At 38.2% G+C, this 12877-nt stretch carries 13 protein-coding genes; 8 read left to right on the forward strand and 5 right to left on the reverse strand.

The window, feature by feature from the left end; genetic code table 11:
* Window positions 1-63 precede the first annotated feature (63 nt).
* The 3 genes from coaBC (at window position 64) to slmA (ending at window position 2871) form a co-directional block, all read left to right on the forward strand.
* The gene (gene coaBC, locus SC428_RS17050; RefSeq protein WP_318709086.1) at window positions 64-1269 is read left to right on the forward strand and encodes a bifunctional phosphopantothenoylcysteine decarboxylase/phosphopantothenate--cysteine ligase CoaBC; all 1206 of its coding nucleotides are present in this window, start codon (window positions 64-66) and stop codon (window positions 1267-1269) included.
* A complete protein-coding gene (gene dut, locus SC428_RS17055; RefSeq protein WP_070929886.1) occupies window positions 1256-1711 on the forward strand; it encodes a dUTP diphosphatase in 456 nt (151 codons plus the stop codon). The genes coaBC and dut overlap by 14 nt, the downstream gene beginning before the upstream one ends.
* 560 nt (window positions 1712-2271) lie before the next feature.
* Window positions 2272-2871 (forward strand): nucleoid occlusion factor SlmA, encoded by a 600-nt coding sequence (slmA, locus tag SC428_RS17060; protein WP_318709088.1) that lies wholly within the window; start codon window positions 2272-2274, stop codon window positions 2869-2871.
* Window positions 2872-2984: 113 nt separating this feature from the next.
* Here the strand turns inward: slmA and pyrE are convergent, their stop codons facing one another.
* Both pyrE and rph read right to left on the reverse strand, forming a co-directional pair.
* Window positions 2985-3626, reverse strand: coding sequence for an orotate phosphoribosyltransferase (pyrE, locus tag SC428_RS17065; protein ID WP_318709090.1), 642 nt, complete (start codon window positions 3624-3626; stop codon window positions 2985-2987).
* A gap of 124 nt (window positions 3627-3750) precedes the next feature.
* Window positions 3751-4464, reverse strand: coding sequence for a ribonuclease PH (gene rph, locus SC428_RS17070; protein WP_318709092.1), 714 nt, complete (start codon window positions 4462-4464; stop codon window positions 3751-3753).
* 121 nt (window positions 4465-4585) lie between these two features.
* Between rph and SC428_RS17075 the strand changes: the two genes are divergently transcribed.
* The 5 genes from SC428_RS17075 (at window position 4586) to SC428_RS17095 (ending at window position 9409) form a co-directional block, all read left to right on the forward strand.
* On the forward strand, window positions 4586-5449 hold the full coding sequence (locus tag SC428_RS17075) for a YicC/YloC family endoribonuclease (RefSeq protein WP_272580800.1): 864 nt from the start codon (window positions 4586-4588) through the stop codon (window positions 5447-5449).
* A gap of 165 nt (window positions 5450-5614) precedes the next feature.
* A complete protein-coding gene (locus tag SC428_RS17080; RefSeq protein WP_318709095.1) occupies window positions 5615-6355 on the forward strand; it encodes a glycosyltransferase family 25 protein in 741 nt (246 codons plus the stop codon).
* 144 nt (window positions 6356-6499) lie between these two features.
* Entirely contained in the window at window positions 6500-7270 is a 771-nt protein-coding gene (locus SC428_RS17085; RefSeq protein ID WP_318709097.1) for a glycosyltransferase family 25 protein, read from the forward strand.
* Between the two features lie 299 nt (window positions 7271-7569).
* The gene (locus SC428_RS17090; protein ID WP_318709100.1) at window positions 7570-8076 is read left to right on the forward strand and encodes a hypothetical protein; all 507 of its coding nucleotides are present in this window, start codon (window positions 7570-7572) and stop codon (window positions 8074-8076) included.
* 202 nt (window positions 8077-8278) lie between these two features.
* Complete coding sequence (locus SC428_RS17095; RefSeq protein ID WP_140186576.1) at window positions 8279-9409, forward strand: ABC transporter substrate-binding protein; 1131 nt, start codon at window positions 8279-8281, stop codon at window positions 9407-9409.
* A 166-nt stretch (window positions 9410-9575) separates the two neighbouring features.
* Here the strand turns inward: SC428_RS17095 and SC428_RS17100 are convergent, their stop codons facing one another.
* From SC428_RS17100 to SC428_RS17110, 3 genes are all read right to left on the reverse strand, one after another.
* A complete protein-coding gene (locus tag SC428_RS17100; protein WP_318709104.1) occupies window positions 9576-10829 on the reverse strand; it encodes a nucleoside permease in 1254 nt (417 codons plus the stop codon).
* Between the two features lie 148 nt (window positions 10830-10977).
* Complete coding sequence (locus SC428_RS17105) at window positions 10978-11901, reverse strand: DMT family transporter (protein WP_318709106.1); 924 nt, start codon at window positions 11899-11901, stop codon at window positions 10978-10980.
* Window positions 11902-11957: 56 nt separating this feature from the next.
* On the reverse strand, window positions 11958-12776 hold the full coding sequence (locus tag SC428_RS17110) for a purine-nucleoside phosphorylase (RefSeq protein WP_140179874.1): 819 nt from the start codon (window positions 12774-12776) through the stop codon (window positions 11958-11960).
* Window positions 12777-12877 lie beyond the last annotated feature (101 nt).

The raw sequence follows: 12877 nt of genomic DNA on the forward strand, positions 1-12877 counted from the left end.
GTGCTCTCAACAATATTTCTGATATGATAATATGCTCTTCACGATGATCGGATGGACAGAACAATGACGCAGCTATTAGGTAAAAAAATAGTTCTTGGTATGAGTGGCGGTATTGCTGCTTATAAAATTCCTGAGCTAACCCGCCGCCTACGTGATGAAGGGGCTATTGTTCGTGTAGTGATGACTGAAGGAGCAAAAGCATTTATTACACCTTTAACCCTACAAGCAGTGTCCGGCCACCCTGTCGCTGATGACTTGCTTGATCCAGCCGCTGAAGCTGCCATGGGCCACATTGAATTAGCGAAATGGGCTGATATTATTATTTTAGCACCAGCAACTGCGGACTTAATCGCACGTGTTGGAGCTGGAATGGCTAATGATTTGCTGACGACAATTTGTCTAGCATCTTCTGCACCTATCGCGGTTGTTCCAGCAATGAACCAACAAATGTATCGTGCTGCTGCCACTCAAGAAAATTTAATCATATTGAAACAACGCCAGTATATGATCTGGGGTCCTGATGAGGGTAGCCAAGCCTGCGGCGATATTGGCCCCGGAAGAATGATCGCCCCATTAGACATTGTGCGTTTTACCCGTGAATATTTTAATGCTAAATCTGATCTAACGAATTTAAAAATTATGATTACAGCAGGGCCAACTCGTGAAGATTTAGATCCTGTTCGTTTTATTAGTAATCATAGTTCTGGAAAAATGGGCTTTGCCATTGCCGAAGCGGCAAGCCAACGCGGCGCACAAGTGACTTTAATCGCTGGCCCCGTGAATTTACCTACACCTAAAGGCGTAACTCGTATTGATGTTATTAGTGCACTTAATATGTATGAGCAAGTACATAAAACAATCACTGAACAAGATATTTTTATTGGTTGTGCTGCCGTCGCTGATTATCGTTCAAAAACAATTGCTGAAAATAAAATTAAAAAACAAGGTGATGAGGTCATCATTACTCTCGTTAAAAACCCTGATATTGTTGCCAGCGTCGGCTATTTAACCGAACACCGCCCCTATGTTGTTGGGTTTGCTGCGGAAACTCAAAATGTGGAAGAATATGCACGCCAAAAACGCCTGCAAAAGAAATTAGACCTAATATGTGCGAATGATGTTTCCCTTGCAGATAATGGTTTTAATAGTGATAACAATGCGCTACATATATTCGACGCTTCTGGCGATGTACTGCTTCCCCACAATAACAAGCTGACATTAAGCCATTACTTACTTGACGAGATACTTCAACGTTATGAAAAAAATTGATCTGAAAATCCTTGATCCCCGTATCGGTAACGAGTTTCCTTTACCAACATATGCAACATCAGGTTCTGCTGGATTAGACCTACGTGCTTGCCTTGATGCTCCAATTGATTTAGCACCTGGCCAAACTGAGCTTATACCTACAGGACTCGCTATTCATATTGCTGATGAACAACTTGCGGCAGTTATTCTTCCTCGTTCAGGTTTAGGTCATAAACATGGCGTGGTACTTGGTAACTTAGTGGGTCTCATTGATTCAGACTACCAAGGCCAGTTAATGGTTTCCGTTTGGAATAGAGGAAATCAAACATTTACAATTGAGCCAGGAGAGCGTTTAGCACAAATGGTTTTCGTCCCTGTTGTACAAGCACAATTTAATATTGTTGATGACTTTGATGCAACAGAACGTGGTACCGGTGGATTTGGCCACTCAGGTCGCCAATAACAAATTGATATTACTGGTAATATTCAACCATTATTGATGTTGAAATAAAAATAAATCTACCAGTAAATTTAACTAAAAATGTGGATGGTGTGGTTGTGGTATTAGGGTTTTATCCCTCTTGAAGGAGTAAATCTATACTCTAGAATAACTCTTGATGCAGCTAAGTGACGAGTCAATTAGCTACTAGGAACATAAAAAACATGTAACTGGTACAAATAAACGTCGTCATTATCGCTTAACAAAATGTGCTGCAACTTGAAGTATTATGAGTGTATATATATAGAAACAGTATGTTTAGTGGTCAAAATTGAATGTTGTTTGGCAGTAATTGGAATTTACAAGGTAGAGTTTACCAAGTATCAACACCGAGTATCTTTATTACTCATTCTGCCAAATGCATAGATTTTTACCGCTTAATGTACTAAACGATTTATGTATACGATTTACATCCCTTTCACAACTATCACCCTGCTTTATCTTATACTTACCCTCGATTATATTTACTTAGGGTAAAATTTTAGATAATTTGTTGTGCTGTTTTAGCAGGGGTCTCATAAGACATGGCAGAAAAAGCGATAACAAAAAAACGCAACAGGCGTGAAGAGATATTACAATCTCTTGCATTAATGCTCGAAAGTAATGATGGTAGTCAGCGAATTACCACTGCAAAACTTGCAGCAAATGTTGGCGTATCCGAAGCTGCGTTGTATCGTCATTTTCCAAGTAAAACGAAAATGTTCGATAGCTTAATTGAGTTTATTGAGGATTCGCTCGTTTCACGTATTAATCTCATCTTAAATGATGAAAAAGATACGATCCTTAGAATTAAACTTATTTTAGTGCTTATCTTAGGCTTTTCAGAGAAAAATCCAGGCCTGACCAGGATCATGACAGGTCATGCTCTGATGTTTGAGCAAGATAGGCTTCAAGGTCGTATTAACCAATTATTTGAAAGAATTGAGTCACAATTACGGCAAGTATTAAAAGAAAAGAAAATACGCGACGGTCACGGCTTTACCCATGATGAATCACTTCTCGCAAGCCAATTACTGGCATTTTGTGAAGGGATGCTATCTCGTTTCGTGCGTTCAGAATTCCGTTATCGCCCAACAACTGAGTTTGAAGCTCGCTGGCCTTTAATTTTAGCTCAGCTACAATAGTGGTTTGAACGACTACTCACCCCGCCCATATTTGGGCGAGGGCTTTTTTCTTACCGCTAATTCAGTTTCTATCTTGCTGTGATCCCCAGTGATCTGGGCTCTAATTTAACAAGTTAAATACCATATTGTTCGCGATATACCATCATCGCACTTAAATGCTGCTGCATATCTGCGCGCTCCGTGAGATAGACGATTAAGTCACTCATTGTAATAATTGAATAGACTTTGCAGTGATAATCACGCTCGACCTCTTGCACCGCCGAGATTTCACCCTTCCCTTTTTCTTGGCGGTCAAGGCACAAAAGCACACCATTAAGTGTTGCATTTTGCTGCTTAATAATTTCCATTGACTCTCGAATTGCAGTTCCCGCGGTAATGACATCATCAACCACCACGACTTTTCCTTTTAATGGGCTTCCGACTAACGTACCGCCTTCGCCATGATCTTTCGCTTCTTTACGGTTAAAGCAGTATGGCATATCAATATCATGATGTTCAGCTAATGCGACCGCAGTTGTTGTCGCAATAGGAATACCTTTATACGCTGGCCCAAACAGGACATCACATTCAATCGCACTTTCCTTGAGAGCCTGCGCATAAAAACGACCAACGAGAGCTAGGTCACGCCCTGTGTTAAATAATCCTGCATTAAAAAAATAAGGACTTTTGCGGCCTGATTTCAGCGTAAACTCACCAAATTTAAGTACTTCTTTTTTCATGGCAAGTTCTATAAATTCGCGCTGATAAGCTTTCATGGGTCAATTCCTCAATAATTAACGTCAATATGTTTAAAACGATAAATCACACATCACTGATTGCTAATCACAAACAATCAGACATAAAAAAGGCGACTATTTCAGCCGCCTATTAAAAATAACTTTACTTCAACGCTTCTCGCTGAGCTTCGAAAATGGAATCTAGTCCCGTTTTAGCAAGCGCTAATAATGATAGTAGCTCTTCATGACTAAACGGCTCTCCTTCAGCCGTTCCTTGAACTTCAATCATACGACCATCGTCCATCATCACAACATTCATATCGGTTTCAGCCGCAGAATCTTCGACATACTCAAGGTCACACAACGCTTCGTTATTCACGATCCCAACAGAAACAGCTGCAACCATCGATTTCAATGGGCTTTTTACCAATTTACCTTGTTCAACCATTTTATTTAATGCATCAACCAAAGCGACACAAGCGCCTGAAATTGCAGCGGTACGCGTTCCACCATCAGCTTGGATCACATCACAATCTAATGTAATGGTATATTCACCTAACTTTTTAAGATCAACAGCTGCGCGTAAAGAACGAGCTATTAAACGTTGAATTTCCATGGTACGCCCTGTTTGCTTTCCTTTGGCTGCTTCACGTTGGTTACGTGAATTAGTCGCACGAGGTAACATACCATATTCTGCGGTGACCCAACCTTGACCTTGGCCTTTTAAAAAGCGAGGTACACCTTCTTCTACTGTTGCATTACATAACACCTTCGTGTCGCCAAACTCAATAAGAACAGAGCCTTCCGCATGCTTAGTATAGTTGCGTGAAATCTTAATTGGACGCATTTGGTCTGCCATTCTGTCTTCTGGACGCATGGTGTTATCTCCATTTTCAACTTAATTGTCGCGCATTATACGTGCTTAAAACGATAATGCCTATCATGACATCATGCATAGCGCTATAATCTTGTCATATCCATTTTTATAGGAACGAATTATGATCCGTAGTATGACCGCTTTTGCCCGCCGTGATATCAAGGGGGAATGGGGGAGTGCGGCCTGGGAGCTGCGTTCCGTTAATCAACGTTACCTAGAAACCTACATTCGTCTCCCTGAACAATTCCGAAGCCTAGAGCCAGTTATCCGTGAAAGGATCCGCTCTCGTCTCACTCGAGGTAAAGTCGAATGTAATCTGCGCTTTGAGTTAGATGGTGCAAATCGTGGTGAGTTGATCCTTAACGAAGAACTTGCACGCCAAATTATTAGTGCCGCTAATTGGGTGAAAAATTATAGTCACGAAGGTGAAATTAACCCATTAGAAATTTTGCGTTGGCCCGGTGTAATGTCCGCTGGCGAACAAGATTTAGATGCGATTAGTGAACAACTTTTATTAGGGCTTGATGAAACACTTGATGCCTTTATACAAAGCCGAGAAGCTGAAGGTGCTGCACTACATGCTTTAATTGAGCAACGTCTTGATGGTGTTCTCGTTGAAGTCGCTAAAGTTCGTCAACATATGCCTGAAATTTTGCAATGGCAACGCGAGCGCTTGCAAACTAAGTTAGAAGAAGCGGATATACAAGTCGATAGTAACCGTTTAGAGCAAGAACTGATCCTATTAGCGCAACGCGTTGATGTCGCTGAAGAACTTGATAGGCTCGAAGCTCATGTAAAAGAAACGCGTAATATCCTTAAAAAGAAAGATGCTAATGGCCGACGCCTTGATTTTATGATGCAAGAGTTCAACCGTGAATCTAATACGCTAGCCTCAAAATCAATTAATAGTGAAGTTACCAATTCGGCTGTTGAGCTGAAAGTGTTGATTGAACAAATGAGAGAGCAGATTCAAAATATTGAATAATGTTTTAGAATACTGAGGCCAGTGCAAAACTACTGGTCCTTACTCTTTCATTCTACGAGATGGCTTTTCAGCTCCATGCTATTGTATAATCTACGTTAATAAGATAGTCATCAATATGCAGTATCGCATTTTTAAAATTAACATTTTAGTTAAAAAAATAAACTTATGAATACTTTTATTATCAATCTACCAGAATGTACAGAACGTCGCATGGTGATGCAATCTCAACTAGAAAAAACCCATCTAAGTTATGAAATTATTAACGCAGTTAGAGGAACTGGCTTATCTAATAAAGAAATTCAATCATTAGTATATGATTACCCTAACTGTAAACTAACAAAAGGTGAGATAGGCTGTGCATTAAGTCATTTATCTGTCTATAAAATAATGATTGAAAAAAATATCAGTCACGCATTAGTTCTCGAAGATGATACAATTATCCCTGTAGATATCGCTGACACTTTGAATAAAATTAAAAAAATAGACAATCAAAAAAAGGCTAATGTATATCTATTAAGTCGCGTTCATAGCTATATAGAAAATAAGAAATTAAAGAGTAATATCTACTCAGCATATAATGCGCTAGGCACTCATGCTTACGTAATAAACAGAAAAGCAGCAGAAAATATGATTTTAGCTCAAACACCTATTTTCTATGAGGCAGATATGTGGTGGTATTTTAACCTTTTCAAATATATTAACCTTTATTGCTACATTCCTCATGTTATTGCTCTTAACGAACAAAGTAATAATGACTCCTCATTAGAATCAGAAAGATCGCAACTCGCAATTGACAGAGCCAGTTACAGACGTAAAATAAGAAATAAAAAAGCTAATTATCAATATCTTAGAGTAAAAAACCTTCTATTGAAAAAGTATTTTTTTAAAATAAAACCAGGTAAGTAGTTACAATTTTAACACTTGCTGAACATTCAAAGAATACTTTACTATAATTAGTAAAGTATATATTCTAGCCTGTAATTTAGAACAAACCTATTCCATAGGTGAATATTATGAGATAGGTTATAAATCATATAGGATTGGGTTATCATGACACATGCAGTACCTATTTTTATCATTTCACTTAAAAAAGATATTGAAAGAAGAAATGCTATTACACACGCATTATCAGCACAAAATTTATCTTGGGTAATCATTGATGCAGTTGAAGGAAGTCAGTTAAAAGATAGTTATCTTTCTTCATTGAATTATAAATATGGTGAACCATCTCATGCCAATGAGATCGCATGTAGTTTGAGCCATCAATCCACATATAAAAAAATCGTTGATAGTGATGCTGAGTGGGCAATTATTCTTGAAGACGACGCTATCATTGACACCCCCTTATCAGGTTTTATCGATGAATTAGAGAATGGTAAAACATCGCTACTAAAAAAAGACTATATCTATTTATTAGGTGGACAAGAAGGCCTAAATTCAAGAAAGCGACTGTCGCTCAGTTTCTTTAATAAAATTCAAATTGATAATGTGGTATTGAGAAAAGTAACTTATAAGCCAAGTAAGCTTTATCGAGCCTGCTGCTACTTAATTCATCGAGATGAATGCAAGAAATTAATTAACCTTTTTAATGAAACATATTATGTAGCCGACTCATGGGATCTTTTCTACAAATTAAATAAAGTAAAAGGGTACTTCTTAGCTGAAGTAATAAAACATCCAATAGTAAATATCGATAATAGTAATATTGAAAGATATCGGATTAATAAAAATAACCCTCGACGGAAAAAAGGATTTATCGAAAGTAAAATATCCTTATTTTTCTTACAAATACGACGTTTTTTTCGTTCATTAAAATATTAATCTAAGAGAAATTTCTGATACCTAAAGAAATCCATTATGCATGGGAGGGAAATAAATCCAAGCTTCAATTTGTTCTTGATTATATCGATATATGGAAAAAACATCTTCCTGACTATAAAGCTATAGAATGGAATAATAATTCTCTTGAAGAAATGAATAACCATCATATAAGATAATAAATTTAAAATTAAATCAGTATTTTCATCTAATTTAATTGTTTTTTTGCTTTATATCACTATAACGATATTTATTTTGATACTGACGTCGAAGTTACTAACAGCTTCGATCCGTTATTAAGCTTGGCATTCTTTAGTGGCTATGAAATATATAATGGCAAATGTTTACCTATAACTTCAGCAACGATGGGAGCCTCAAAAGGGTCAGATATCATTAAGGGCTTACTTGATGACTATGATAACGTACATTTTGAAATTGATGGTAAATTAAATTTAGAACCCAACACATTCAAAATTTCTCGTTTTTTTTCAAGTAAATTTGGCCTTAATCCTCCTTATGAAGGTTCACAAGAGTCATATTTAACAGAAAATGCTATTATTTATCCATCTTATTATTTTTGTAGCCCTGAAGATGGAAAAATAAACTACTCCATCCACCACTTCAGTGGTTCTTGGCTACCTTCACATAAAAGAAAAGATAAAATAAAAATATTTAATAAGCTAATTTTAAGTCGATTTAAAAAGAGTAGTGATAAAGGGGATTATCCATTAGTAAATAATGAAAAAATTTTACTGAAAATAAATCTTTCAAAAAAGACCTCTTATGTTCTTATCATAAAAAATAAATAGTGTTAATTCGATATGGTGTTTTCACAATTACATCATATCGAGCAATATTTAATAATGAACGTTAAATCAATCAATTGATTTAACGTTATGAAGAGCATGGAAAATAGTTTATCGATAAAATTTTCCATTGATTAGCCCTCCGCACTTTACTTTTGATAATGATAATTGTTATCGTTAGTTCAAGTTCAAAAGGGGTCTAAATATGAAAATCGTAAATCACCTGCTCTCCACAATAATCATTACTTTTGTTTCCTTCTCTGCGTTAGCAACAACATACCCAGTGACACTCACTGATATTGATGGCCAGAAAATTACCTTACAGCAAGAACCTAAACGGGTTGTCCTGCAAGATGGTAGGGATATTTTAACTCTTGCATTACTTGACAGAAATAATCCATTTAATCGTGTTGTCGCTTGGAACAATAACCTAAAAAAAACAGATCCAAAAACGGTCGAGTTACTAGGCCAAAAATGGCAAGCTGATATGCAAGAAATCCCTGATATGGGATTTAACGATAAAGGTGAAGTCAACACTGAACTGGTTATTGCTCAAAAGCCTGATGTACTTATTGCTCAGCTACGTGCCAAACCCGCTTTAGAAGGTTCAGGGGTAGTGAGTCGCCTAAAAGAAGCCAATATTCCTATCCTATATATTGATACTTTTTTACAGCCTGTAAAAAACACCACTGCAAGTATCGATATCCTTGGTCAAGCGCTAAATAAAGAAACAGAAGCTAAAGCCTATACTGATTTTTACCAAAGCCATTTGACTGCCGTTCAACAAACAACAGCAAAAATTAAACAACAGCCTCAAGTGTTTATTGAAGCCAAAGCGGGTGCCAATGGCAGTGATAGCTGCTGCTTTACCCATAACAATGCAGGCTGGGGCGGAATGGTCCAAGCAACTGGCGCTAAGAATATTGGTAGCCAATTTTTACCAGGAGCTTCAGGCACTGTATCTTTAGAGCAAGTGTTAACCTCCAAACCAGATGTTTATATTGTGACGGGCTCTCGTTGGATTAATAAAAACAGTATTGCTGCACCATTTGGTTATGGCGTAACGGAGAAAGAAAATCAAAGTGGTTTTGAAAGATTAGAAAATAGGGTCGGATTTAACCAAATTAGCGCCGTGAAAAATGGCCGATTATATGGTGTGTATCATAATTTTTATAATCACCCATACAATATTGTTGGCATCGAATACCTAGCAAAATTTATTTACCCAGAGCAATTTACCACTCTTAAACCTGAAGATACCTATAATCAAATTATTACCACATTTACAACAATTCCTGTCGCTGACGCTATTTGGGGATCTCAAGCAAAACATTAGCCATTATTTACTGGCTCTAATATATACTCTAAATAATTCGAGATGCAGATAGACGAGTCACATAGATTAAACTATGTGACTCGGTGAGCGTCGTGCGGTCACTTATACCTCAACGAAAAGCCCTACTATTTTCAGTATGACGAGTATATGAGAGCCAGTACTCACTTTATGCTTTAGCTACTGTCAGTTCGCCTTCTCTATTATGGTGATAATGGAAGGTGAAATAGAAAATAACAGCAAGCACCACAGTATAGGAAGCGAATACTAACCAAATAGTCTGCCAATCTTTCACCCCATCGACACTGAAATAATCAACCACTAAGCCACTTAAGATCGCGCCGAAATATGCCCCAACCCCATTAACCATGGTCATAAATAACCCCTGAGCACTGGCTCTCATGCGGTTATCGACTTCTTTTTCAATAAAAATAGATCCTGAAATATTAAAGAAATCAAAAGCACAACCATAGACAATCATCGACATAATCAAAAACATCAGACCGATTGCTGATGGATCACCAAAAGCAAAGAACCCAAACCTTAATGTCCAAGCTAACATACTCAGTAACATGACGGTTTTAATGCCATAACGTTTTAAAAAGAAAGGGATCGCCAAAATAAAACCAACTTCGGCCATTTGTGAAACAGACAGTAAAATCGAAGGATATTGAACAATTAGGCTATCGAGATAGAGAGGATCACGAGCAAAATCGTGTAGGAATGGGCTACCAAATGTATTGGTAATTTGTAAAACCGCGCCTAATAGCATGGCAAATAAAAAGAATACCGCCATGATCGGTTTTTTAAATAGGACTAACGCATCAAGGCCTAATTTACTCACCCAACTCGTTGAGATGGCTTTTTTATTCACAGCAATGTGTGGCAGTGTCAAAGAATACAACGCTAACAATAATGAACAACTTCCCGCAATATAGAGTTGCATGCTACTTAATTCAAATTTTAATAAACTGATGCTCCACATTGCAATGATAAAACCAACCGTTCCAAATACTCGTATAGGTGGAAAGTTTGCAACAGAATCTAATTGATATTGGCTGAGTGAGGAGTAGCTAATCGAGTTGGATAATGCAATAGTTGGCATAAAAGCCATCGCATTTATCAGCATTATCCAAAACATCAGTGTCGAATCCGTCACCGTTGCAGCATAGAATAACGAACCCGCACAGATAATATGACAAATCATATACAATCGATTTGCCGGAATGTATTTATCTGCAATAATTCCGATAATACCGGGCATCAGAATAGCGGCAACGCCTTTAGAGCTGTAAACCAGTCCAACTTCAGCACCAGAAAAATTTAGTGTTTTGATCATGTAGGCGCCGAGTGTGACTAACCAGCTTCCCCAGACAAAATACTGCAAAAATAACATAACTTTTAAGCGGGTTTTAATATTCATACGAAGCTCCATTGGGAGTGATAGCCCTTATACTTCAAGTTGCAATCTCACTATACTCGTCATACTTCAAGATGCAGGGTTGTTGACTGCCCCCAGCCAGCCGAGTCACATAGTTCATCTATGCTCCCGGTCTATCTTCACTTGTCGCCTATCTGCAACTCGAATTATTTAGAGTTCTTACTTTATTTGTTTTTATTTTCACTTCAGCAATAGCGACGCCAAATAGAATAATGGCAACACCAATAAACTGAATGAATTCAAGAGGTAGATGTAATACGGTTACAGATAATAATATGGTTACGGGCAACTGCATTGAACCTAAAATGGTCGCCAAGCTGGTTCCTATCAGAGGAGCCCCCTTAGCAAACATCCACATGCCAAAGAAGGATCCGAAAAAAGCAAGAGGTAGACCATAAGAGAAAAACAGTGCATTAAATGTAGTCAAATCTAACAAGAAGGTTGGAGGAACAACGATAGAGGTTAAAATAGCACCACCAGTGACCATAATGGCTGAACGCATCATAGGATCAGTGTTAACAGCAAGTGCTCCACTCACATAAACGCGTACCGCATTCGATAACGCAGCACATAGCCCTAAAGCAATCCCCAACCAATGAAATTGAATGCCTGATGTATTCAGTAGCCCAGTTGCAAACAGAGTTCCAATTAAAATCAATAACACAGAAATAATCGTCATTAGTGCAGGGAACTGCCTTGTCACAACAGCATTAATCGCTACCCCCATCCAAGTGAACTGTAAAAATAGCACGACGCCTAATGCAGGTGACAGATACTGTAATGATGCATAATACAGTAAGCCAGTTAATCCCGTTGTGGTTCCTGTTAGTAACATCAACATTGATTGCTTACGCGTCGGCCAGCTCAGTTTTTTCTTTCTAGCTACGGCTCCAGCGACAACAAATAACCATAGTAAAACAGCCCCTAAAACCGTTTGGCTGCCGATAACATCATTTAAAGAAAACCCAGCTTGATACGCCAAAACCACCAATGTTGATAAAATGCCATAGCTGCAAGCGCCCAGCGAAACTAAAATTAATCCCTTTAATTTCATTTTAATACCCACCCACATACTGCCTACGGCATTCTTTATATTAATTTGAGAAAAAGTTAGAAACGAGCAATCACACCAGTGACTAATTTCAGGAAAGTCGCTTTTACTTTTTCAGCGGTTTCAATAACCTCATCATGGCTTAGTGGTTGTTCTAAAATGCCACATGCCATGTTAGTCAGGCAGGAAATACCCACCGTTTTGATCTGTGAGTGATGAGCCACTAATGCCTCAGGCACTGTTGACATACCAACAGCATCAGCACCTAGTGTTCTGATCATGCGAATTTCTGCTGGTGTTTCGTATGTAGGGCCCGTCCACCATGCATACACGCCTTGGCGTAATGCAACGCCCTGCTCTTTAGCGACATCAAGAATGGTTTGGCGAAGTTCTTTGTTATAAACCTCACTCACATCTAAGAAACGAACACCTAATTCGGGATTATTTGGGCCCATTAATGGGTTGTTCGCTGTTAAATTGATATGATCGGTGATAACCATCAAGTCACCTGGATTGAAATCGGTATTCACCGCACCGCAGGCATTAGTGATAATCAATTTTTCAACGCCTAATGCCTTCATTAAACGCACAGGGAAGGTCACTTGTTCGAGAGAAAACCCTTCGTAGTAGTGGAAACGCCCTTTCATTGCCACAACATTTTTACCTGCGATAGTACCAATCACCAGCTCATTAGCGTGGCCAACCGCTTCCGATTTAGCGAAATGAGGGATCTCGCTATACGGAATATGAACCGCATTTTCTAAAGTATCTGCAAATGGGCCAAGGCCAGAGCCTAAAATAATACCCACAGTTGGTTTAATATCAGTACGCGTTTCAATAAAACGCAGGCTTTCTAAAATATCGTTCGTGTTGTGCATAATCGTCCCCAAAACTACTCGAATGATTGAATATATAGAGATTCGTCATACTTCAAATTGCAACGCTTGCCGTCAAAGTGTGGTGGCGATGCCGTGCTCAC

Source organism: Providencia sp. 2023EL-00965, assembly GCF_033550225.1.
GTDB classification, from domain to species: Bacteria; Pseudomonadota; Gammaproteobacteria; order Enterobacterales; family Enterobacteriaceae; genus Providencia; species Providencia manganoxydans.

What these genes read in the sequence shown, in the direction of transcription:
- SC428_RS17095 (WP_140186576.1), top strand. Translation starts at nt 8,279, where the DNA reads ATGAAAATCGTAAATCACCTGCTCTCCACAATAATCATTACTTTTGTT.
- SC428_RS17075 (WP_272580800.1), top strand. Translation starts at nt 4,586, where the DNA reads ATGATCCGTAGTATGACCGCTTTTGCCCGCCGTGATATCAAGGGGGAA.
- SC428_RS17085 (WP_318709097.1), top strand. Translation starts at nt 6,500, where the DNA reads ATGACACATGCAGTACCTATTTTTATCATTTCACTTAAAAAAGATATT.
- slmA (WP_318709088.1), top strand. Translation starts at nt 2,272, where the DNA reads ATGGCAGAAAAAGCGATAACAAAAAAACGCAACAGGCGTGAAGAGATA.
- dut (WP_070929886.1), top strand. Translation starts at nt 1,256, where the DNA reads ATGAAAAAAATTGATCTGAAAATCCTTGATCCCCGTATCGGTAACGAG.
- SC428_RS17105 (WP_318709106.1), bottom strand. Translation starts at nt 11,901, where the DNA reads ATGAAATTAAAGGGATTAATTTTAGTTTCGCTGGGCGCTTGCAGCTAT.
- SC428_RS17110 (WP_140179874.1), bottom strand. Translation starts at nt 12,776, where the DNA reads ATGCACAACACGAACGATATTTTAGAAAGCCTGCGTTTTATTGAAACG.
- SC428_RS17100 (WP_318709104.1), bottom strand. Translation starts at nt 10,829, where the DNA reads ATGAATATTAAAACCCGCTTAAAAGTTATGTTATTTTTGCAGTATTTT.
- pyrE (WP_318709090.1), bottom strand. Translation starts at nt 3,626, where the DNA reads ATGAAAGCTTATCAGCGCGAATTTATAGAACTTGCCATGAAAAAAGAA.
- SC428_RS17080 (WP_318709095.1), top strand. Translation starts at nt 5,615, where the DNA reads ATGAATACTTTTATTATCAATCTACCAGAATGTACAGAACGTCGCATG.
- rph (WP_318709092.1), bottom strand. Translation starts at nt 4,464, where the DNA reads ATGCGTCCAGAAGACAGAATGGCAGACCAAATGCGTCCAATTAAGATT.
- coaBC (WP_318709086.1), top strand. Translation starts at nt 64, where the DNA reads ATGACGCAGCTATTAGGTAAAAAAATAGTTCTTGGTATGAGTGGCGGT.